General features: G+C 37.9%; 18 protein-coding genes and 3 pseudogenes. 5 read left to right on the top strand and 16 right to left on the bottom strand.

Translation table 11 applies throughout. The features are described 5' to 3' along the window. Positions 1-126: 126 nt before the first annotated feature. The 6 genes from H5090_RS11720 to nirB form a co-directional block, all read right to left on the bottom strand. Positions 127-1,851 (bottom strand): GGDEF domain-containing response regulator, encoded by a 1,725-nt coding sequence (locus H5090_RS11720; protein ID WP_182695779.1) that lies wholly within the window; start codon positions 1,849-1,851, stop codon positions 127-129. 58 nt (positions 1,852-1,909) lie between these two features. Then, on the bottom strand, positions 1,910-3,103 hold the full coding sequence (locus H5090_RS11715; RefSeq protein WP_182695778.1) for an ATP-binding protein: 1,194 nt from the start codon (positions 3,101-3,103) through the stop codon (positions 1,910-1,912). A 275-nt stretch (positions 3,104-3,378) separates the two neighbouring features. Then, positions 3,379-4,641, bottom strand: coding sequence for a nitrate- and nitrite sensing domain-containing protein (locus tag H5090_RS11710; RefSeq protein ID WP_024606321.1), 1,263 nt, complete (start codon positions 4,639-4,641; stop codon positions 3,379-3,381). 274 nt (positions 4,642-4,915) lie between these two features. Beyond that, positions 4,916-5,779: a uroporphyrinogen-III C-methyltransferase gene (gene cobA, locus H5090_RS11705; RefSeq protein ID WP_182695777.1), complete on the bottom strand. Its 864-nt coding sequence runs from the start codon at positions 5,777-5,779 to the stop codon at positions 4,916-4,918. Between the two features lie 9 nt (positions 5,780-5,788). Further along, complete coding sequence (nirD, locus tag H5090_RS11700) at positions 5,789-6,142, bottom strand: nitrite reductase small subunit NirD (protein WP_182693842.1); 354 nt, start codon at positions 6,140-6,142, stop codon at positions 5,789-5,791. After that, positions 6,129-8,702: a nitrite reductase large subunit NirB gene (gene nirB / locus H5090_RS11695; RefSeq protein WP_182695776.1), complete on the bottom strand. Its 2,574-nt coding sequence runs from the start codon at positions 8,700-8,702 to the stop codon at positions 6,129-6,131. The genes nirD and nirB overlap by 14 nt, the downstream gene beginning before the upstream one ends. A gap of 394 nt (positions 8,703-9,096) precedes the next feature. On the opposite strand from nirB, the gene H5090_RS20890 reads away from it, so the two are divergent. Beyond that, the gene (locus H5090_RS20890) at positions 9,097-9,327 is read left to right on the top strand and encodes a hypothetical protein (RefSeq protein WP_024596345.1); all 231 of its coding nucleotides are present in this window, start codon (positions 9,097-9,099) and stop codon (positions 9,325-9,327) included. A gap of 34 nt (positions 9,328-9,361) precedes the next feature. Here the strand turns inward: H5090_RS20890 and H5090_RS11685 are convergent, their stop codons facing one another. The 3 genes from H5090_RS11685 to H5090_RS20885 form a co-directional block, all read right to left on the bottom strand. After that, complete coding sequence (locus H5090_RS11685) at positions 9,362-10,213, bottom strand: universal stress protein (RefSeq protein ID WP_024596346.1); 852 nt, start codon at positions 10,211-10,213, stop codon at positions 9,362-9,364. 10 nt (positions 10,214-10,223) lie between these two features. Beyond that, complete coding sequence (locus H5090_RS11680) at positions 10,224-11,714, bottom strand: SulP family inorganic anion transporter (RefSeq protein WP_182695775.1); 1,491 nt, start codon at positions 11,712-11,714, stop codon at positions 10,224-10,226. Positions 11,715-11,984: 270 nt separating this feature from the next. Beyond that, entirely contained in the window at positions 11,985-12,353 is a 369-nt protein-coding gene (locus tag H5090_RS20885; protein WP_310735799.1) for an NrtR DNA-binding winged helix domain-containing protein, read from the bottom strand. A gap of 216 nt (positions 12,354-12,569) precedes the next feature. Here H5090_RS20885 and H5090_RS11670 point away from each other — a divergent pair, with 216 nt between their 5' ends. Further along, the gene (locus tag H5090_RS11670; RefSeq protein ID WP_259395098.1) at positions 12,570-12,875 is read left to right on the top strand and encodes a carbohydrate binding domain-containing protein; all 306 of its coding nucleotides are present in this window, start codon (positions 12,570-12,572) and stop codon (positions 12,873-12,875) included. Positions 12,876-13,058: 183 nt separating this feature from the next. Here H5090_RS11670 and H5090_RS11665 read toward each other — a convergent pair whose 3' ends face one another. Further along, entirely contained in the window at positions 13,059-14,012 is a 954-nt protein-coding gene (locus H5090_RS11665; protein WP_182695774.1) for an MBL fold metallo-hydrolase, read from the bottom strand. 266 nt (positions 14,013-14,278) lie between these two features. After that, on the bottom strand, positions 14,279-14,623 hold the full coding sequence (locus H5090_RS11660; protein ID WP_259395097.1) for a DoxX family protein: 345 nt from the start codon (positions 14,621-14,623) through the stop codon (positions 14,279-14,281). Positions 14,624-14,787: 164 nt separating this feature from the next. Between H5090_RS11660 and H5090_RS11655 the strand changes: the two genes are divergently transcribed. After that, on the top strand, positions 14,788-15,675 hold the full coding sequence (locus H5090_RS11655) for a LysR family transcriptional regulator (protein WP_182695772.1): 888 nt from the start codon (positions 14,788-14,790) through the stop codon (positions 15,673-15,675). Positions 15,676-15,702: 27 nt separating this feature from the next. On the opposite strand, the pseudogene H5090_RS11650 reads toward H5090_RS11655, so the two are convergent. The 4 genes and pseudogenes from H5090_RS11650 to H5090_RS11635 all read right to left on the bottom strand — a co-directional run. Next, positions 15,703-15,854: pseudogene (locus H5090_RS11650) on the bottom strand (transaldolase family protein); the annotation flags it as partial. A 36-nt stretch (positions 15,855-15,890) separates the two neighbouring features. After that, positions 15,891-16,908, bottom strand: a pseudogene (locus tag H5090_RS11645) (xylose isomerase); the annotation flags it as partial. 282 nt (positions 16,909-17,190) lie between these two features. Then, a complete protein-coding gene (locus H5090_RS11640; protein WP_101163049.1) occupies positions 17,191-18,558 on the bottom strand; it encodes a TrkH family potassium uptake protein in 1,368 nt (455 codons plus the stop codon). Next, positions 18,555-19,214, bottom strand: coding sequence for a TrkA family potassium uptake protein (locus H5090_RS11635; RefSeq protein ID WP_154903776.1), 660 nt, complete (start codon positions 19,212-19,214; stop codon positions 18,555-18,557). Before H5090_RS11635 ends, H5090_RS11640 begins: the two co-directional genes overlap by 4 nt. 182 nt (positions 19,215-19,396) lie before the next feature. Here H5090_RS11635 and H5090_RS11630 point away from each other — a divergent pair, with 182 nt between their 5' ends. Then, positions 19,397-20,701, top strand: a complete 1,305-nt coding sequence (locus tag H5090_RS11630; protein WP_182695771.1) for a DUF4118 domain-containing protein — start codon at positions 19,397-19,399, stop codon at positions 20,699-20,701. Next, positions 20,694-21,362: a response regulator gene (locus H5090_RS11625; protein WP_154903778.1), complete on the top strand. Its 669-nt coding sequence runs from the start codon at positions 20,694-20,696 to the stop codon at positions 21,360-21,362. The genes H5090_RS11630 and H5090_RS11625 overlap by 8 nt, the downstream gene beginning before the upstream one ends. Before the next feature lie 47 nt (positions 21,363-21,409). Here H5090_RS11625 and H5090_RS11620 read toward each other — a convergent pair. Beyond that, a pseudogene (locus tag H5090_RS11620) lies at positions 21,410-21,700 on the bottom strand (MFS transporter); the annotation flags it as partial. Positions 21,701-21,922: the final 222 nt, after the last annotated feature.

The raw sequence follows: 21,922 nt of genomic DNA, 5'->3' as shown, positions 1-21,922 counted from the left end.
TAACCTATTAGGCTGTGCCAATTGAAGAGCCTTTAGTTTGAGTATGTGGCTCAAACCAAAGGTTTTTAGCTTAAAGTTATATAGGTGTCTGATTTAAGCTTCAATTTTACAGAGGGTCAAAATAACCTATTTATTTAAGGATGATTTTTTACAATAGTCATCGAGTATCAAGTTAATCTCGTTTGCAGGCATAGGTTTTGAAAATAGAAAACCTTGCAAGTAGTCTATGTTTAGTTTTTTACATAGCTGATGTTGGGCTTTCGTTTCGATTCCTTCAGCTACCACAAAAAAATCTAATTTTTTTAGCATTAAAGATAAACTCTCGATTATTTTTAATCGCTTATTATTTTCTCCATCCAACGACTGCATGCTTTTGTCTAATTTTACTATATCAATAGGGTAAGATATTAGATGAGATATGGATGAGTACCCCATACCAAAATCGTCCAAAGCAATCCTAAATCCCTTGTTAGACAAAGAAGTTAATATCTCAATCACTTCTTTACTATTTTCCATAAAAGCTGTTTCTGTTATTTCAAGAATAATACTGTTGGTTTTTAAGTTGTATGTTTTGACTGTCTCTAATAAATAGCTCTCTAAAATCTCTTTTTGTAGCTGAATAGGTGAAATATTGATAGATAGTGTTAAGGGAGTTTCATAGCTTTGCTGCCATAAAGATAACTGCTCTAAAGCGCTCGCAATTATCCATTTTCCAAGAGGGGCTATTAATCGGCACTCTTCAGCAATAGGAATAAATTCATCAGGAGTATAATGAATGGTTGTACCTGGCCAACGGATAAGGGCTTCGACACCTGTCATTATTTGTGTTTTTGAACAATAAACAGGTTGATAAAATAGCCTAAAGTTTTTTTCCTCTATATGCTCTTTTATACTATTTTGAATATCTACTCGGCGACTAAATTCGTACTGATATTGCTCTTTGTAAAAGCTAATTCTACTTTTACCACTTTGCTTTGAGCGATACATTGCAATGTCAGCACATTTTAGCAGTTCATGAGATTCAGTAGCATCATTTGGGTATATGGCACTTCCAATGCTAACACTGCAATTTAAAGTTCTGCCTTCATGCAAAAAGGGTTTAGAAACTTCTGCTAGTATTCTATTTGCTATCATACCTATTTGATTAATATTGCAAATTCCACCTATTATAACTGCAAATTCATCGCCTCCTAAGCGTGCAAATCCTTCATTTTGCCTCAGGCAACTATGAATCCTTTCTACTGTTTGTATTAAAATTTCGTCGCCGACACTATGGCCAAGCGTATCATTAATATTTTTGAAGTTATCTAAATCTAAAGCAAGTAACGCCACGCAGTTTTTAGCACGTTTATTGTTAGCTATCATTACTTTTAGTATTTCTTCAAAATGATATCGATTAGACAAACCAGTAAGCTGATCCCGTTCTGCCATATGCTTTACAGCAAGATAACTGTTGTGCATACGTTGTTCTGCCTCGAAGCGTTTTTTGGCATATATAAGCGCTTTATTTAAACTATCCCTCGTTATATCACCTTTTGGTAAAAAGTCTTGAGCGCCTGCTTCTATACACTCAATAGCCAAAGCTGAGTTCTCTGAGGAGCTAATCATGATAATTGCGGTGTTACCGAGTTTAGGCTTTGCACGCATTTCAATTAGCATTTCAATGCCATCTTCTTTAGGCATATTATAATCGAGTAGTATTATATCAAAGTGCGTGTCTTCAATGGCTTTCAAGCCCTCGGGTACGCACGTTACTTCGGTAATGTCATGATGATGAGAGCCATCAGAAATAAGCATTTTTTTTATTAATTTGCGATCAACTAAGTCATCATCAACAATTAAAATATTCATAAGTTCCTTCTAAGAGCAGCATCTACATGATGCTCGTTTATAATTGATAATTTCATAGTTAAACTTTGGGCCAAAAAATAGTGAATGTACTGCCGAGTTCCCCATCGGAGGCTACTTCAATTTTGCCCCCATAATTAATAATGAGCTTATTGGCAATACAGAGTCCGATGCCGCTCCCTTCAACATCATCTCGAGATTGCAATGTCTGAAATAACTTAAATATGAGTGAAAAATATTTAGGGTTAATTCCTGGACCATTATCTTTTATTTCAATAATGTAATATTGATTAGAGGGGATAAGTGAAATGTCGATAACCGGGTGCTCTTTATTGTTATGTTTTATTGCATTACTAATAAGATTTTGAAAAACAGTTTTAAAAGGGATCAGTGGTATATCGAGTACTTCGTTATTGGCGTGTATATCAACAGTGACAGCTTGTGGAACTTCTAAAATTTGTTCTATATCTTGGTAAAGACTTTCTAAAGATATGTTTGCACGAGTTGAATCACAGCTATTTATTCTCGAGTAACTTAGTAAATCTTCTAGCAGTACTTGCATTCTATTAGCCCGGCTGAGCACAAGCTGAAAGTTTTCTAGGTGCTCCTGGGGGAGTAAATCTTTGCAATCATCATAAACCCATTCTAATAAACGTTTTATAGCATTTAATGGCGACTTGAGATCGTGTGAAGTAATACTGGTAAATTCATCAAGTTCATCGCTCATTTTTTGTAATTTTTTAATTAAGCGATCTTTTTCAGTTTCGTCTTTTTTGTTTTGCTCGCAAATTGTTGAATTATACTTAGCACTGTTTATTTTATCTAATAAGTTTTTACGTTGGACTAACTGATTTACAAAGTTTTTTTGTAAACTATTTAAAATTGATTTTTCTTTTTCTGTAAGTAGTGAATCACTTGCTCGCTCGAATATCAACCATCCAAACTTAAGGTTTGAGGGCAATATAATAGGCGATATAACTCTAAATATTTTAAGGTCATGCTCAATAATCGATTCATTAAAAATATCATCAGCTAGTTGCTCTTTAGCTACTGTTATTTCTGAACCTGATTTATATAGCTCAACGACACCTGAAGGCTGATTAGCAACAATAGAAAATGAGCTCGCATCAAAAATGTTTAAAATTAGCTCAGCAATGTTTTTTATGTTTGTTTGAATGTCATTATCAAGAGAAGTTGTTAATTGCTGCTCATCTATTAATGATACACCTTCTATATAACTCTCTACATTGGGCATTCAAACTCCTACAACAGTATTAAATATGCCTCATTAAAATGAGATGCAACAAATGATTAACTTATTGTAGTTGATTATTTTGAATGCGTTGAATAATTTGCATTATAAATAGACTTCAAATTAGGGTTTTACCTTATTATAGTCAGCAGGTTATGAATCAATTTTAAAATAAGGCAAAACTCAATATGGGTGTGAAATTTGTAACTTAATAAATAACTATTATTTAGGGTAGTGGTATTACTAAAGATCAACATGCCCAAGTAAAAACAGCATATTTAATCGCTCATTTGTACAATTGTTTGCGCTACGCTAAATAAGGTTTTATGCGTATCCATTGCTTGTTTTTGTAGCTGTTTATGGGCTTGCTCTTCGGTGAGCTTTAACTGCTCAATAAGTATGTACTTGGCTTGGTGAATTACCTTTTGCTCACTAATAACTTTTTTAGCGTCAAGTAACGCTTGGTTTATTTGTTTTATATGCTGGCTTTGCTCGATAATTAAATCATACATAGTTTTATTACTGTTGAGCTTATCGGCCGCTATATTTTGGTTTACTTCTGGCTCTGGTTGCTTAATGGCTAATTGGCCAAAAGTAGGGGCTATGTGTTGCTCTGCCATATTGTTAAGTACTTGCTTATTTGTATTTAAACTACGTTGAGCACAGGCTATTTGCATTGCTGCGGTATCAATTAATTGATCTGCTATATTTTGTTCAATTTTGTGCATTATATCTATGCGCGTAGTGGTTACTTCGTACCATACTTCGCTTAGTTGCGAGAGCGGTTGAGCATTCTCGTCATCGAGTTTTTGCAGTAAACTTCTAAGTTGCTCTACCTGATTATTAACCTGATGTGTTGTTAACGTGGCAAAGCATTTTAAAAGGTGCGCATCGGCGTACTCATTAAAAAAGTCAAAGCTGTGGTTTTGCTCTTGTTCAAAATGCGCGAGTTGTTGTTTTTGCTCAGTGGTAAATTTACTCGCTGCAAATGCTTGTGCACCACAGGCGCGCTCTTGTCCTGCGTACTCTTTACCTTGCATAAAATTGAAAAATGCGACTAACAAACGCGTTATTTTAGGATCGCTTGCGCCATCTGCTGCCTCTAAAATAATATTGAGTAAACTAGCAATTAACTGAGTGAATGACTGCGTAGCATGCACTGCACTAATGTTTTGTTGTGCTATTTGATTGCGTAGTTCGGGCAATGCGTCAAGTGTTTGCAGGCTATAGGTAATTAAATTAAATAACCGAGTATGACCAGTATCGGCGTTGTCGTTTATAAATGTTTGTTTAAGAGAATCATAAAATGCAGTTTGTGCGCTGCTGCTTAAAGGGATTTGTTCTTGTAATTGGGTTTTAAATCGCTCGCGATTTGAGGCCAAAAAGATATTACTCATTGCACGTTCTTTTTGTAACTGATGTACAAAATCGCCTAACTTAGTAAGCGAGGCACAACTGTTTTGTAATTGCTTTAGCGCGTGTATTTCTTGATACTTAGCCGCTAATAAAAACTGTTTTGTGAGAGGGTTGCTTGTCGCCATTGGTATTATTCCACACTTTTTTGTTTTTAAAGTGCAACCACTGTTCCAATCATTAATAAATTTCATCATTGAATTTAAAATCAAGCTAATACAATTGCTTAAAGTATTATTTTTATTTGTCACTGTGTTTCTATAATTTAACTTGCCATTACTTTTAACTTATTTGGTGCATTTAAGTATGTTATTGCACACAACTTGAACCCAAATTAAAAACAAAAAAAGCGCCTACTCCTGGGGAGGTAGTAAGCGCGAAAAGTGCATTATTCATTTTACGTCATGCGTTAACATTTACACTGTTTAGTAACTCAGGACTAATAGCCATTTTATGATTTATTACTTCACCAATCATAATTAGGGTAGGGCCTTGAAGGTTGTGTTTAGCATGCTCATTTACTATTTTCTCAAGCGTACTGGTAATTACTTTTTGCTTAGTAGTAGTGGCATTCTCTATTAGTGCGATGGGTGTATTACTTGGCCAGCCCACTGATTGCAAACCGCAGCTTAGCGTTTGTAAGCGCGAAAGCCCCATATAAACCACTAAAGTGGGGTTGTTGTTTGCAGGCATAAACGCGTAATTTTGCCAATGAGGTTGCTTGTTAGGATCGGCAAACTGCGCTGTTAAAAATGTAACACTGCGTGCTACATCGCGTGCAGTGAGCGGAATACCCGTATAAGCGGACGTAGCACAAGCCGTTGTCACACCCGGAACAATAGCAAAATTAATATTATGCTCACTAAGCGCATCGGCTTCTTCGTTAATACGTGCAAATATACTCGGATCGCCGCCTTTTAAACGCACTACGTTTAAGCCTTGTTGTGCGTATTTAACCAGTAGTTCGCAAATGTTAGCTTGGGTCATCGAATGTTTACCCGCACGTTTACCTACAAATACTCGCTGTGCTTTTTTAGGAAGCGTTTTTAATAAATCATCGCTTACTAACCAATCGTATAAAACAACATCGGCGGTATTAATTAAACGCTGCGCTTTTACTGTAATTAGCTCTGCGTCTCCTGGGCCCGCACCAATTATATAAACGTTGCCGCTTTTGACGCTGCGACTATTTGAGCTTGTTAGCTTAGTAACAAGCTTATTTAGCCACACGTTTTCAATACCCGAAAAATAAGACAGTACACTCATACTATTCCCCTAAGCCACAGCTGTTGTAACTTTTGGTTCAGCGCTTATAAATACACTGCCGTCTTCAATTTTTGCATTAAAAACCGGTAGGTGTATTGCTTCTGCTTCTAAACATTCGCCTGTTTCTAGGCAAAAGTGTTGCTTATATAAAGGCGATGCGACAACTAATTTATTGTCGACTGAGCCAATAATGCCACGCGACAATACATTGGCTTTGCCAATCGGGTCGTAGTTGCTAATGGCAAACACAGCCGTTGGATTTTGTGGAATGTAAAAAATAGCCACTTGCTGATTATTAACTAATGCGCATACGCCGCTATTAGCCACTAGGTTGTCGATTGTTCCAATATTATGCCAAGACATCAGCTTGCTCCTGTTCAACTTCCATTACTGGAATACGGTTTTGTGTATTACGTTGCTCACGTTTTTCGGCTTCTGTAGCAGGGCGAATTTGGTTACGCTCTTGCACAAACAAAATGTTGTCGTCGGTTTCGGGGCTATTAACAAACTGGCGGAATCGTTTGGCAGCATCTGGGCTTTCAATCGCTTTTTTCCATTCACACGCATAGGTTTGTGTAATTAACTCCATTTGCGCTTCTAGTTCGTCGCAAATGCCTAAGCTGTCGTCAATTACTACGCTTTTAAGGTAGTCTAAACCGCCTTCAAGGTTTTCCATCCATACCGACGTACGCTGCAATTTGTCAGCCGTTTTAATGTAAAACATAATTACGCGGTCAATGTATTTAATTAGTGTTGGCGTGTCTAAATCGGTCGCAAATAAATCAGCATGGCGAGGGCGCATACCGCCATTACCACACACGTATAAGTTCCAGCCATTTTCGGTGGCTATAATGCCAATATCTTTACTTTGTGCTTCGGCGCATTCGCGGGTACAACCCGATACCGCCATTTTAAATTTATGCGGTGCGCGTAACCCTTTGTAGCGGTTTTCAATTTCTATTGCGTGTCCAACGCTATCTTGCACACCATAACGACACCACGTACTACCCACACACGATTTAACAGTTCTAAGAGACTTACCATAGGCATGACCGGTCTCAAATCCGGCTTCTATAAGTCGCTCCCAAATAACAGGAAGCTCTTCTAAACGCGCACCAAATAAATCGATACGCTGACCACCAGTGACTTTGCAGTATAGGTTAAAGTCTTTGGCTACTTGTCCAATTACAATGAGTTTGTCGGGTGTTATTTCGCCGCCAGCAATACGCGGTACCACAGAGTACGAACCATCTTTTTGCATATTTGCTAGGTACGTATCGTTAGTGTCTTGCAAACCAACATGAGCGGGCTCTAAAATAAAGTCGTTCCATGTTGAGGCTAAAATAGAGCCAATGGCAGGTTTACATATTTCACAGCCATGACCGCTGCCGTGTTTAGTTAGTAAGTCATCAAACGTTTTAATGCTTTCTACTTTTACCATGTGCAATAGTTCTTGGCGTGAATACGCAAAGTGCTCACATACATGGTTGATAACTTCAACACCACGACTTGCTAATTCGTTATCAACAACTGATTTTAGTAACGCAGCACAACCGCCACAGCCGCTTGCTGCTTTAGTGCATGATTTTACCGAGGCTAAATCGCATGAGCCGCCATCGATTGCACCCACGATGTCGCCTTTACTCACATTGTGACACGAACAAATAGTGGCGGTGTCGGGTAGGGCACTGCCAGATAACGACGGCGCGCCGCCGCTATCTGGTAAAATTAAACACTCAGGGTTTTCTGGTAAGTCCATGTCGTTAAGCATGTACTGCAATAAAGTATCGTAGTCGCTGGTATCGCCAACTAGTACAGCGCCCAGTAACTTATCGCCTTTTTCACTTAGTATGATTTTTTTATAACAGCCGCGAATAGCGTCTTGGTATATAAGCTCTTTACAGTCAGGCGTTTTTGCATGAGCGTCGCCAATTGAGCCTACTTCTACGCCTAACAACTTAAGTTTAGTGCTCATGTCGGCACCTAAAAACTCAAGCTCGCCACCACTTAATTGGCTCGCTGCAACGCGCGCCATGTTGTAACCCGGTGCGACTAAGCCAAATAGTTTTTTGTCCCACAGTGCACATTCACCAATGGCTAAAATATCAGGATCAGATGTTTGGCATTGGTTATTAATAATAATACCGCCGCGCTCACCGAGTTCTAAATCAGCAATTTTGCCGAGTTGGTCATACGGGCGAATACCAGCAGAAAACAAAATTAGGTCTGTTTCTAAAAATGACTCATCCGAAAAATTTAATCTAAAGCGACTGGTTTCGCCTTTTACTATTTCACTGGTTGCCTTTGATGTGTGTACCGTTACGCCAAGTTCTTCTATTTTATTTTTTAGAAGCGTACCGCCTTGTCCATCAAGCTGAACAGCCATAAGCTGCGGTGCAAATTCAACTACGTGGGTATCAAGTCCTAGTTGCTTAATCGCATTTGCGGCTTCAAGCCCTAACAAACCACCGCCAATAACTACACCACTTTTACTTACAGCGGCACTGGCTTTTATTTGTTCTAAATCTTCTAATGTACGATACACCAAACAATGAGGTTGGTCGTTACCTTTTATAGGCGGCACAAATGGAAATGAACCTGTTGCCAATATAAGCTTATCGTACGGGTATTGCTCACCAGTTAGCGTGGTTACTATTTTTGCTGTTCTATCAATGCCTTCAACCCACTGGCTGGTATGCACATTAATATTAAGTTGTTTGTAGTTGTCGTGAGTGGTAAGTGCTAAATCGGCGGCTGTTTTGCCATCAAATACACTTGATAAGTACACGCGATCGTATGCAAGATTTGCTTCTCCGCAAAGTACAGTAATGTCTGCGTTGGCATCGCTTTGGCGCATTTGCTCAACAAAGTGGTGTCCGACCATACCATTACCAATAATGAGTATTTTTTGCGAGGTTTGCATAGGGCATTCCTTAAAGTGACGGTTTAGATACAAATAACAAAAAAGCCCGCCACAAATACGCAATATGCATAACTGTGTGCGGGCTTCTTTGCCGATGGTTGCTAATAGCTATTGTGCTCACAACCTAAATTTTTGCCGTAAGTAAAACGGGCTTGTTAATAGAATGTTTGCAAAAATACAGCCAGTTTTTTAAGTTATTGTTTAAATAGTATTTAATGTGTTTTTAGAGTGAGGATAAAACCTATTTTGTTATATGTTGGTGCGCGCCTGGCACTAAGAGGGTGCAAGTATTGTCATTGTATTGTGCATTATCAGTCAATAAAACACCCATTATCATTCATTGTGTATTGAGTTAAATTTAGCCCATAAAATACGCACACGAATTACAAGCAAAATGATAAACACAAATTCAATAGATGATTCCCCTTTTCACGAAGGCGAGTTGGCAATACAAGACAAACTCGGTAAACGAAAAATAATGGCAACATTTAGCAAACGTGGCGTGCGCTCATTTATGCCAGAGCAGCATAGAAAGTTTGTGGCTCAAAAGGTTACGTCGTTTATTCAGTTTTTATTTGAAAAGTTTGAAGCTAAGCCAAAAACAAAAAAGCCTAAAATCAGTTAAGTGATTTTAGGCTTTTTGGTGCAGGTTATTAAATTTATTTTAAAATAACCACAGGCACATCGCTGTTCTCGAGCATTTTAATGGTGTTACTGCCCACAAAAAACTGCCTTAGTTTAGAGTGCCCAAATGCACCCATTACAATTAGTTCTACATTATTTTGTTCTTTATATTGCATTAACGAGTCAAAAATATTGCCCTCTAAAAAGCTTGCCGACACTTCAAAGTCCATACTGATAAGCTTGTGCTGTGCGTTAACAAATTTTTCTTCAAGGTCTTTTTCGTTATTTTTAATACTCACTAAATGACAATGCAAACCATGTAACAAGCCGCCATCAATCACTTGTTGTAGCGCTTTGTCGGCTGTTTCGCGGCCGTCGTACGCAATCATAAATGATTTAGGTTGTTTAAATGTTTCAGGAATAAGCAAAATAGGTTGTGTTGCATTGCGCACTAAGGTTTCTATATGTGAGCCCAGCACCGCGAAGCTATTACTATGTCCAGCACCATTTTGGCCAATAACAATAAGGCGTGTATCGTCTTTTAAGTCTATAACGGTATCGAGCAAATCACCGTGGCGCTTAATTAGTTCAAAATTAGTAACACCTGCCGATTTAGCATGCTCACTTACTGAATTTAATAATTCGTCAGCCATTTTTAAACTTACTTTGCAGCGTTGTTCGTCAAGCTTAGTCATTTCATCAAGAAGTGTTGACTGTGCACCAAGCCCAATACTACCAGAGTAGTCGCCGATATTAGTTTGCTGCGTTTTTTCAATTGTATGCACAAAGCTAATTGGTTTATTTAGCTTTTTTGAAGCCCAAATAGCAGCATCGGTTACATTTTTAGTAATGGCTGAGCCATCTACATAGGTAATTATTTTAGTCATTGCATTCTCCTTAATGTCCGCCAAGTAGTTTTTCGACTTCTTCAGGGTTGTTATGCACACCAAATTTATCAATTACAGTTTCGGTTGCGCTATTCATACCAATAATACTAACCGTTGCGCCTTCACGCCTAAATTTAATAACCACCTTGTCGAGTGACGATACACCAGTTATATCCCAAAAATGTGCATGGGTTAAATCAATTACCACGTTAGAAACCGCATTTTTAAAATCGAACGATGCAATAAATTGCTCAGCTGAGGCAAAAAATACTTGGCCAACGACTTCATAGGTTATTTTATCGTTGCTTTCATCATGCTTGGTTTTAACCACCATAAAGCGACCAATTTTATTGGCAAAAAACAACGTAGCTAACAACACACCAACTAAAACGCCAATGGCTAGGTTATGCGTGGCAACAACCACAATAACGGTGGAAATCATCACTACATTTGATGAAAGCGGGTTCTTTTTTAAATCCTTAACAGATGTCCACGAAAACGTACCAATCGATACCATAATCATTACCGCAACTAAGGCTGCCATAGGAATTAACTGCAGCCATTCATCTAAAAACACCACCATGATGATTAAAAATGAGCCTGCAATAAAGGTAGAAAGCCTGCCGCGACCACCCGATTTAACATTAATAATTGATTGCCCAATCATAGCGCAACCCGCCATACCACCAAATAAGCCTGCGCCAATATTAGCAATACCTTGGCCCTTACATTCTTTATTACGATCGCTCGTTGTATCAGTTAAGTCATCAACAATAGTGGCGGTCATCATTGACTCAAGTAAGCCCACAACAGCAAGACCAATTGAATACGGTAAAACAATTTGCAGTGTTTCGAGTGTTAGCGGTACATCGGGCCATAAGAATATAGGTAGAGTGTCTGGTAGTTCGCCCATGTCGCCAACGGTTCTTATATCAAGACCCAAAAATATTGAAACCAGTGTAATAACAACAATACACACTAAAGGAGAGGGAAGTATTTTGCCAATAGTTGGAATATACGGAAATAAGTAAATAATACCTAAGCCCGCTGCGGTCATCGCATAAACATGCCAAGTAACATTAGTCAGCTCAGGTAACTGCGCCATAAATATTAAAATCGCCAGCGCATTTACAAACCCTGTTACAACAGAGCGCGATACAAAGCGCATTAATTCACCGAGCTTTAAAAAGCCTGCAAATATTTGTAGTACACCAGTGAGTAAGGTAGCAACCAGTAAGTATTCCAAACCATGGTCTTTAACCAGCGTTACCATTAACAGTGCCATTGCACCGGTAGCCGCCGATATCATGCCAGGACGTCCGCCTACAAAGGCAATAATAACCGCAATACAAAATGAGGCGTATAAACCTACTTTTGGATCAACACCGGCAATAATAGAAAAGGCAATCGCTTCAGGTATTAGGGCAAGCGCCACAACAATACCAGCAAGCACATCGCCACGAACATTAGAGAGCCAATCTCTTTTTACGTGATCAAACATGTAATAAACCTAATTAGTTAGTTTCCCAAAGTATAGGGGAGTATTTTATTTAAATAACAGTGATTCTCGCGCAGGCGGCGATTAGGTTGCACGTAACGTGCTGATGAAAAAGGGGAGTGGTTGCCTAGGGCGGCGTAAGTTTCAAGAAAAAAGCTCCTTTTGATTAGTTTATATTAATAATGCGGACGAATTATAAACATCACATATATATTAGCAATATGTTATTTGGCCTTAAAGACCAAACATTAATTTAATTATGCATTTGCTTATTTAAAACTCAAATGTAAAACCAAACTCTCTTAGTTTTTCGTATACGTTTATATCAAAACGGTACAAAGTAGCAGCTCGGTGAGCTACGTTGGTTTGTTTTTCTTTGCAGTTTATTAGTAAGTTCATTTTTTGGAACTTACGTCTAAAGTTAGGCTTATCGAGTGATTTATTTAAAATCGACTCGTAAATTCCTTGTAGCTCAAGCAAGGTAAACTTTTCAGGGAGCAGGCTAAAACCAATCGGCTCGTGCCTTACTTTATAGCGTAAGTAATCTAAGCCACTTTTTAAAATGTCGGCGTGGTCAAACATTAAAGGGAGAACGTTATTTACATCAAACCATTCACATTCTAAAGCATTGTCGCCGCTCACAAGATTGGTTTCTTCAAAGCGTACGAGCGAATAGTAAACAATGGTTATAATACGTCTAGCAGGGTAGCGGTCAACGTTACCAAACGCACCTAACTGATCTAAATAAAGGTTTTCAACACCGGTCGTACTTTTAACAACACGCAGAGCTGCTAACTAATGGTGACTTTGAAGCCGGTCTTGATTCATGGCAATCACGAGGCAGTGCTACTATTTCACTTGAAACAACCCAAGCTCACAGCGGGCAAAACCTATAATGTATCTGCGTGGGTTAAGTTATCTGACGATAACACAGCGGTATCGCCAGGGATTAAACTTACACTGCAAATTGAGCATGCGAGCACTGAATACCTCGAGCTAACCACTGTTACAAACGTAGTTGCAGGCGATTGGGTAAAGCTTTCGGGCACTTATACCCATTCAGTAACAACCGAGGAAAGTGCGGCTTTACTTTATGTGGAGTCAAACGAACTGACTGCTGATTTTCATGCAGACGACGTATCGGTCATTTTGGTAGAACAATAAACCAAACTAAAAGTAATTAACCCCACATTTGATAGTCTGTATTTTTTACAGACTATCAAATGTGGGGTTTCATAAAAAGAAGTGCACTATGCTTTTATATTAGTAATGAGTATCGCTTTAAAGCGACATATACCGTCATTATAAATACATTAGCACGATAACGCCGGTGCGTGAAAAGCTATATTAGTTTGACTCAAATGACGAAAGTTTCTTTTGAACGTTATTTCGCAATACATCGTCTATGTACTCATTAAATGCCTTATTACCGGTTATCACGGGGTTTCGTTGATCAGATTTACGATTTTTTAATGTATTAATTTGATTAATTAGATCATGTGAAAACGGGTGGTTTGAGATACTTCCATCAACATCGTTTTTGTTTGCAATTTTTTGAAAATAATTTAAAGAGTGCAAATAAGTTTGATTTGCTTCTTTAGTATCCGGTAAACCGGTACCTCCCCAAAGTGCAACTGTATGAGGTATGCCATTATCTGTAACAGGTATTATCAAAGACAACCCACCAGGCGTATGCCCTGGTGTAGCAAGTACCGTTAAATTAGTTTTACCTAAACTTATTTTTTCACCATCGATAACTTGGGTGTAAGTGCTAGGTAATGGTATTTCGGTAGAAAAATTACCGAAAGGATCAGTTAATACAGGTGCATTTGGATTATGGATGTAGTTCCACTCATTTTTTCTCATTAAAATTTTAGCGCCATAATGTGATTCAAAGTAGTGAGCGCCACCATAATGGTCGCTGTGGCCGTGAGTAACTATCACGTATTTAATATCTTCAGGATTTAAGCCTAACTCTTTTAGTCCAGGAACAATCACATGTTTGGCATCGTGCGGGGTCCACATGGTATCGATTAAAATAATGCCCTCAGTTGTAGTGATAACAAAAGTACCTACGCTGACATATCCTACAAAATAAAGGTTATCAAATAGCTGAGTGGGTTCAATAACAGTGGTATTGAACAAATCACTAGAGGTTAGCGAGGAAGGTAATTTATTTAATCTAGTACTTATTTTATCTTCACTCAATTTTGTAATATTACCGTTATTTGATGTTGTGCAGCCGCTCAGTAAGTAAGTTATTACTGTAATCGAGAAAATGCCTAAAAATGTTTTTTTCATATTTTACACCTTAGTTAATTAGGCATATTAAAAGCCCAAGTAATAAACTTTAGTACGTCGTATATTTAATTATTAAATACAGGGTATGAACTCAAAATTAAAATTTAATGAATAAAACAACTTTAGCCTTTGTTTGTTTAGAGATCGAGTTTGTTATCTTTAGGCTAAATGAGAGATGCGAAAGCATTAGTCATTTTGTAAAAGAGGGTTTGAATAACGATAGAAGCGAATATATCGTTATTCATTGTATTGAAAATAGCTCTAGGTTACTTACTATCTATGGCGTTTATATCATTGACTCGGTTAATTATGATATTAATTAATAAAGCACATAAAATAACGGCAGGTATTGCATTGGCAACACTGTCGTAAACTACATGAAAAAATGTTGCACCAGCCATAATAACTAACAAACCACTTGCAGCTAAAATGCTTAGTTTTTTGATCCAAATAGCAATAGCACCCGCAAGTTCACTTGCACCAATAAAATAGCCAAACCAAGCAGGTAAACCCATAAGAGCAAAAGATAAGTGCATTTGCTCAACTCCTGCTAGTTTTGCAGAGCCTGCAGCTATAAAGGCAAGTGTTGTTAATCCTAGTGATGTATACATAAAAATTCTTTTTACTTTTGTGCTCATGTTATTCCCAACTTTAATAAGAGTGGTTTAAGCAGATGCTTAGCTTTTGACGTTAGAATAATCACAGTTCTTATTAATTAATATTGAATGTTTTTTTATAAGATATAAACTTTAGCTTTACATGTTTGGCGTAAATTATGAAATTAGAACAGCTTAGTATGTTTGTTACTGTTGCTCAGGTTGGATCATTGAGTGAAGCAAGTGCTCTTTTACACAAAACTCAACCAGCTATAAGCCAAGGCATTAAGCAACTAGAAAATACCCTTAACTTTGCCTTATTTAGTCGTAATGGTTATCGGTTAGAGCTTACCAGTGCAGGAAAAACTATGTTTCATAAGGCTATGAAATTGCTAGATGATGCAGCACAACTTAAACAAGTTGCACACCACATAGCACAGGGGAACGAGGTAAGTATAACGATTGCAATTGAAGCATCATTTAATTTAAAGGGTATTTTACCATTACTAAAAAATATGCAAAATCAGTTCCCTGAAACTCAAATAATAATCAGGCAAGAGTACATAACAGGTGCAATTGAAGCCTTACTTGATGGCTGTGCCGATCTGTGTATAACACCAACAATGGAATTTTCTGCACAAGAAGAGAAAATTGAAAAGCATTTGTTAAATAGCGGCTCATTAATCAATGTAGCTTCCCCTTTGTTGTTAAAGCGAAATCCAAACCTAAGGCAAGCCACTGATTTGTTGAACGAATACCAAATAATTGTGCAGGACTCAGGCACTGGTTCAAAAAACATAGAGTGGGGTGTACAGCAAGGTCAGCGACGATGGTATGTAAATGACTTTCCAACTAAAAAAATGCTTATCGAAAGTGCAATGGGTTGGGGCAAATTACCAGGTTATTTAGCTGATGAAGGTATTGCAAATAATACTCTGAAAATGCTGTCACTTAGTGATGTGCAAAATATAACGCCTCTAAAATATTACATTATTAAGAAAAGGGGAGAAGTGTTGGGACCTGTAGCAGAGGCTGTGTGGGAGCAATTTAAAAACTATCAGATATAACAATTACATATATGTGAAAAACGTATTTAAGTGTTTATATTGAGGTAATTTTGCAGCTTGTAAAATTAACGAAGGATTGGTTGTTGCATCAACCGGTTTTAGGGCTTTGATTGACTCTACATCGCCACTGTCGGCAACGACCGTGGTTACTTTTTGAGTTGTTCTAACAAGTTCATAATGATGTACGCCTCGGCTTTAAAACCGAGGCGATGTCCTTATACGTAGCGGTTAACAATATTCTCAAGCAGCTCTTGTCGGCCAGAAACTTGCTTAGGATAGATGTCGTTTTCGTGTACTAACGCAGCAAGGCTCTCAAGTGATTGTTCACCTTTTAAAATGCTTTGGCCTAGGTCTTCTTTCCAACCTGCGTAACGTTTTTCTACAAAGTCAGAAAGCTCGCCGCCTTCAATCATTGCTGCTGCATTGAGTAATGCTTTTGCCATCGTATCCATACCACCAATGTGACCGATGAATAAATCATCGCGTTCACACGATTGACGACGAAGTTTAGTATCAAAGTTAAAGCCACCGGTTGTAAAACCGCCATTCTTTAAAATTTCGTAAACGACAAGTGTTCACTCAGCTACATCGTTAGGGAATTGATCTGTATCCCATCCGTTTTGCATATCACCACGGTTAGCATCAATACTACCCATAATACCTTTAGCGCAAGCAACGGCAATTTCGTGGTGGAAGCTATGACCTGCAAGTGTTGCGTGGTTTGCTTCAATGTTTACTTTAATTTCGTCTTGTAAGCCGTGCTTGTGTAAAAAGCCTGCAACCGTTGCTGTATCGTAATCGTACTGGTGCTTAGTTGGCTCTTGTGGTTTTGGCTCAATTAATAATGTGCCTTTAAAACCAATTTTTTTCTTGTGTTCTACAACCATTTTCAAAAAGCGTGCGTACTGCTCGCTTTCTTGCGCAAGGTCTTTATTTAGTAGTGTGTCGTAACCTTCACGACCACCCCAAAGTACGTAGTTTTCGCCGCCTAAACGATGCGTAATTTCCATTGCATGTTTAACTTGCGCTGCTGCATATGCATACGTATTAGGATTAGGGGTTTGTTGCACCACCGGCACAAAAACGTTTGTTTGAGAACAAGTTAGCAGTACCCCACAGTGGCTTTACACCAGTGCGTTGCATTTCTTTTTAGATAATGTTAGCTATGTGCGTTACGTAATCGAGGCTTTCTTGTAGTGTTTTGCCTTCAGGGGCAATATCAACATCATGAAAAATATTTGTATTTAAGTTTTTACACGAAACCAAAGGCAAAGAGCTTGAACAAATGAAAGGGTAAATATTACCCCTTTAATAAGCGCCAAAACTATTGTAATAGTTTGGCGCTTATTTTATTTATTTTCATATCTACAATGAAAAAGAGTGCTTATATTCATTTTTATTTTTCTATAAAAGACTCCTAATAGATAAAGTTATATTTAGGAGTCATTAATTTTCTAACTTGCACCGCAATAGTACCTTACATAAATTATGCTGGCTAAGTGGCCTTAATAATAGTTACCCTATTTGTATGGTTGTTTTAGCAAATTTAAGAGGTTGTAATTTAGGTTTTGCAAAACAATAAGCAAATGTCAGTGGACCTACTCTGCCAATCAGCATAAGTAAAATTATTATTAGCTGGCTTGGCATACTTAAATTACTAGTAAAATCACGAGATAGCCCTACAGTGCTCAATGCCGAAATTACTTCAAAAGTAATATCTAAAAGAGACGCTTGCTCGATTTTACTCATAATCATGATGCTTAAAAAAGCCGTAAATAAGTATAAAATTACAACACTCAATGCTTTTATCACAAGTTTGTCGCTTAGCTCTCTGTTAAATATGGTTACCTGTGGTTTTTGGCGTAAATAACTATACATAGCAAGTAGTAAAATAACAAAAGTTCCTATTTTAATGCCGCTTGCTGTACTTACCGAACCGCCACCTATTACCATTAATAACAATGTAAGCAATGTCGAGTCGGAACTGAGCTGGCTAATAGGTAAAGTATTAAAGCCTGCAGTACGTGGTGTAACTGCTTGAAACCAAGCAGCAATTACTTGCTCGTTAATAGGTAGGTTGGCAAGTGTGGCTGGATTTGAATATTCAAATAAAAAAATAAGCAAAAATGCACTGCAATTTATTACAGCACTTGCAATTAATACAATACGTGTATTAGTTGCTAATTTATGCCAGCGACGTTGTTGATATATATCTATTAAAACGGTAAACCCTAAGCCACCGATTATAAATAATGCACTGATAATAAGATTAACAGATACATCACTTTTAAAAGCCATTAAGCTATTACTATCGAGTGCAAACCCGGCATTGTTAAAAGCCGAAATAGTATAAAATAGACTTTGATAGGCGCTACCCGCAATACCATAGTCATCTACCCAGCTAATAAAAAGTAAGCAAAATGCTATAGTCTGAATTATTAGCGAGTAAGTTATTACACATCTAGCTACATGGATCACTCCATTTAAATCGCTTGTATCGAATGCTTGGCTTGCAAGTAAACGTTGTTTTAATCCTAAGTTTTTACCAATACTTAAAAATGAAATAACGGCTACGGTCATAAAGCCGATTCCTCCAATTTGAATAAGTACCATAACAACACATTGGCCAAATGTGGTTAGCGCAGTACCTGTATCAATAACAACTAAGCCTGTAACTGTAACCGCAGAGGATGCAGTAAAAAAAGCTTGAATAAAGCTAAGCGATTCAACACTTGCAAAAGGTAATAGTAATAAGCAAGTGCCTAAAATAATGAGAGCAAAAAAACCAGCAGTTAAAATTAAAGGGGGGTTAACAGGCCTTTTGAAATTTTTTAAACGGCGATTAAATTGCTTTGGAAGTACGTGTGCTTGCCAGTTAATCATAAAGCTTTAAACCGTTTGGTGAGTTTTGTTAGGTAATGTTTAGAGCCCAGTAATACAAGGCTATCACCATGGCGTAACTCGGTGTCGAGTGTTAGGTCTGTATTAAAATTATCATCTCGGCGTAAGGTGAGCGGTTTTATATCTGAGTTACGGTCTTTTAAAAGCCAGCCAATATTGCGCCCTGATAAATGTAAATCTATGGCAAGCTCAACAATAAATGTAGATTGTGTAAGCGCAAAGTACTGGTTAACCATAGGGTAGTTAAGTGCATGTGCTACTCTGATACCCATTTCTTCTTCGGGGTGAATAATACGAGATACGCCAAGTTTACTTAAAATTTGATGGTGACTTTTAGAGCACGCCTTAACCCATATTTGTTTAACACCAAGATTTTTTAAGTGCAGCACGCATAAAATACTGGCTTCTATATTTTCACCAATTGCAACTAATACAGCTTGGCAGCTGGTTAAGTCGAGTCGAGCAAGCTGTGTTTCATCACTAGCATCTAAAATGACAGTGTAATTTAACTGATTAGCAAACGTGTTAATGGTGTTTTCGCTTATATCGGCTGCGCAAACGTGATGCCCCTGATTAGCAAGCTCAAGCGAGGCGGTAACACCAAAACTACCTAATCCAATTACTGCAAACTGTGCCATGTGTGTTCCTATTAAAAAAATACGACATAGCAAAGACTATGGAATTTTAAAAAAGAGTCACCCTATATCAATTAAGCTTTATAAACATTTAACACTACAGCCAAAAATCTTTATAAAAACTTTATACACAACGTATTAAAAAGCAGTAACCTATAAAAAGAGAATTTTATGGGAGTGCACAAATGGGTATTAATAAATGGCTTAAGCCGCTTTTATTAACAACAATTGCGCCTATTTTTATTGTGCTGGCTATTTTTCCAGTTCGAGAGTGGCTAACGACCACCGACATTGTGATGTTGCAATTACTTTGGGTGGCATGGGTTGCGGTGCGTCAAAATGCCGCCTTAGCGGGGATTACAACGTTAGTTAGTGTGGCATGTACCGACTGGTTTTTTGTACTGCCGTACTTTACATTTCATATCGAAAAAATTGAATACTTAGTCACTTTTACTGTCATGCTTATAGTTGGCTTGATGATAAGCAAATTGGCGGGCGAGCTAAGTAAAAACGTTCGTGATACCCAGTTACATGCCAGTAATACACGATGTTTATATGAGTTAGCTAAGGCGCTTAATGGGCTTGATGATATAAACGCTCAGCGCCAAGTATTTACAACCTCGATTAAAAACCATCTAGGTATTACACTTCGTTGGAACAATAATACAATGGATAATGGAGAGTACTTCAATATCGAACAAAACACACAATGGGGCGGCTTTAGTTCAGATGCCGAACTTAGTCCTGAAAACCGTGCATTTATAGATACGGCACTGTCTTTGTTGTTTCAGGTCCACGAAAACTCAAATCTTAGAAACCAGTCGGCATCGATGAAAGTACAAGCAGAGTTAGAACGTGCTAAAAACGCATTGCTGCGTAGTTTATCTCATGATCTACGCACGCCTTTAGCTACTATTATGGGTTCATCAAGCATGTTAGCTGACGAAAATATTGAGCTAAGTAAGGCATCAATTACAGAACAAGCAAAAAATATATATGAGCAAAGTGAAATCTTAAATCAGCATTTTAATAAAGTGATGGAGCTTAGCCGGGTAAATAAAATAGGAGAGCAGCTAGCGTGGCAAGCTATCAACGTACATACACTTGTTACTGAGGCTAAAGCACGCAGGCAGCAGCAATTAAGTGGTTTTAACTTAGCGTTAGTATTTGATAAAGCTACTTGTTGTATAGGTGATATAACACTTTTAGAAATCGCGCTTGCGAATATATTCGAAAACGCGGCACGTTACGGTGATGGAGTGGCGACAGTGGACTTTAATACTGAACGAATTGGTAATATAACACACTATAAAATAGCCGTAAGCAATCTCATAGTTACTCATCCAAGCAGTTCGGATGAAGGAGTTGGGCTTGGTAGCGTAATTTGCGATGTAGTTGCTCAGTTTCATCAAGGCGAATTTGTATTAGCTATTGATGAGCTGACCCAAGTAGCCACAGCAATACTTAGCTGGAGTGCAAAGAATGATTAATGTATTGGTGCTAGAAGACTCACCTGCATTGCAAAGTTTTTTAAAAACATTACTAGGTGCCAGTGGCTATAACGTATCAATTAGTGCGAAAGGGCTTGATGGTTTTTCATTAATGAGTGAGCAAAGCTTTGACTTAGTGTTACTTGATTTGGGATTGCTTGATATGGATGGACAAGCTTGGTTACTTGAAGTACGACAATGGAGCCAAATACCAATATTAGTGCTTTCGGCTCGCGATGGCGAGGTGGAAAAGGTTACAGCCCTTGATAATGGGGCAAACGATTATATAACCAAACCTTTTAGTGCAAACGAACTTCTGGCAAGAATGCGTGTGCTACTAAGAGTAAATACACAGCCGAGTTTGGCACTGCAATGCGGTAGCATCATTATAGATCCGCATAAGCACACAGTTACGCTTAACAGTAGCGATGTAAAGCTCACTAATAAAGAATATAAAATTTTGCTTATGTTATTTCAAAATAAAGATAAAGTGCTTACTCATAATGCTATTTTAAGTCAGGTATGGGGGGAGCAATACATTAATAGACCTGAGTATATTCGTGTACATGTAGCGCAACTAAGACAAAAGCTTGAAGTAAACCCTGCAAGCCCTATTCATATCTTAACTGAGCCAGCGGTAGGTTATAGATTAGTTGGGTAGGCACTAAAAAATTATCGTCCTAAATTTAGCTATTTAGGACGATAAAGTTACACGTTTTCTAGTTTCGTTCCTTTGGTTTCTGTTACTAAGTAAATAACAAAAAGCACCGATATTAATGCGAAAAATGCATAGAGCGAATATGCGAGTACAAGCCCTCCAGCGGCTAGCAATATGGGAAAGGTAATAGTGACTAAAAAATTAGCCAGCCATTGAGCAAGCCCTGCAACTCCTAAGCCTAATCCTCTCATGCTATTTGGAAATATCTCGCCGAGCATTACCCACATTACGGGACTCCATTAAAGGTTAAAAAAGAATACATATAAGTTGGCCTTTACAAGAAAACCAAAGCAGCAAAATCTTGATTCCATACAAAAAATTAGTAATAACCGCTCATGGACATAGCCGAAGTTGATATAAAAGCTGAACATTCAGCTAACCCAATACAAAGCGAATTAAACCTGCTCTACAGAGTAGTGCTCTTTTTATTTCAGTGTGAGATACCCAAGTTAGTAATACTTATATAATGCGGCTTTTTCATGTGGCTGCATTAATCAATAAGC

The organism is Pseudoalteromonas sp. SR43-5 (genome assembly GCF_014163835.1).
Lineage (GTDB): Bacteria > Pseudomonadota > Gammaproteobacteria > Enterobacterales > Alteromonadaceae > Pseudoalteromonas > Pseudoalteromonas distincta.
Note: the sequence above shows the minus strand (reverse complement) of the source record. Positions and strands in the feature narration are given on the sequence as shown.

Bases quoted from the DNA above. Each gene is read 5' to 3' on its own strand.
- cobA (WP_182695777.1), bottom strand. From the start codon at position 5,779: ATGAGTGTACTGTCTTATTTTTCGGGTATTGAAAACGTGTGGCTAAAT.
- H5090_RS11640 (WP_101163049.1), bottom strand. From the start codon at position 18,558: ATGATTAACTGGCAAGCACACGTACTTCCAAAGCAATTTAATCGCCGT.
- H5090_RS11655 (WP_182695772.1), top strand. From the start codon at position 14,788: ATGAAATTAGAACAGCTTAGTATGTTTGTTACTGTTGCTCAGGTTGGA.
- H5090_RS11630 (WP_182695771.1), top strand. From the start codon at position 19,397: ATGGGTATTAATAAATGGCTTAAGCCGCTTTTATTAACAACAATTGCG.
- H5090_RS11660 (WP_259395097.1), bottom strand. From the start codon at position 14,623: ATGTATACATCACTAGGATTAACAACACTTGCCTTTATAGCTGCAGGC.
- H5090_RS11710 (WP_024606321.1), bottom strand. From the start codon at position 4,641: ATGGCGACAAGCAACCCTCTCACAAAACAGTTTTTATTAGCGGCTAAG.
- H5090_RS11680 (WP_182695775.1), bottom strand. From the start codon at position 11,714: ATGTTTGATCACGTAAAAAGAGATTGGCTCTCTAATGTTCGTGGCGAT.
- H5090_RS11625 (WP_154903778.1), top strand. From the start codon at position 20,694: ATGATTAATGTATTGGTGCTAGAAGACTCACCTGCATTGCAAAGTTTT.
- H5090_RS11720 (WP_182695779.1), bottom strand. From the start codon at position 1,851: ATGAATATTTTAATTGTTGATGATGACTTAGTTGATCGCAAATTAATA.
- nirD (WP_182693842.1), bottom strand. From the start codon at position 6,142: ATGTCTTGGCATAATATTGGAACAATCGACAACCTAGTGGCTAATAGC.
- H5090_RS11685 (WP_024596346.1), bottom strand. From the start codon at position 10,213: ATGACTAAAATAATTACCTATGTAGATGGCTCAGCCATTACTAAAAAT.
- nirB (WP_182695776.1), bottom strand. From the start codon at position 8,702: ATGCAAACCTCGCAAAAAATACTCATTATTGGTAATGGTATGGTCGGA.
- H5090_RS11715 (WP_182695778.1), bottom strand. From the start codon at position 3,103: ATGCCCAATGTAGAGAGTTATATAGAAGGTGTATCATTAATAGATGAG.
- H5090_RS11665 (WP_182695774.1), bottom strand. From the start codon at position 14,012: ATGAAAAAAACATTTTTAGGCATTTTCTCGATTACAGTAATAACTTAC.
- H5090_RS20890 (WP_024596345.1), top strand. From the start codon at position 9,097: ATGATAAACACAAATTCAATAGATGATTCCCCTTTTCACGAAGGCGAG.
- H5090_RS11635 (WP_154903776.1), bottom strand. From the start codon at position 19,214: ATGGCACAGTTTGCAGTAATTGGATTAGGTAGTTTTGGTGTTACCGCC.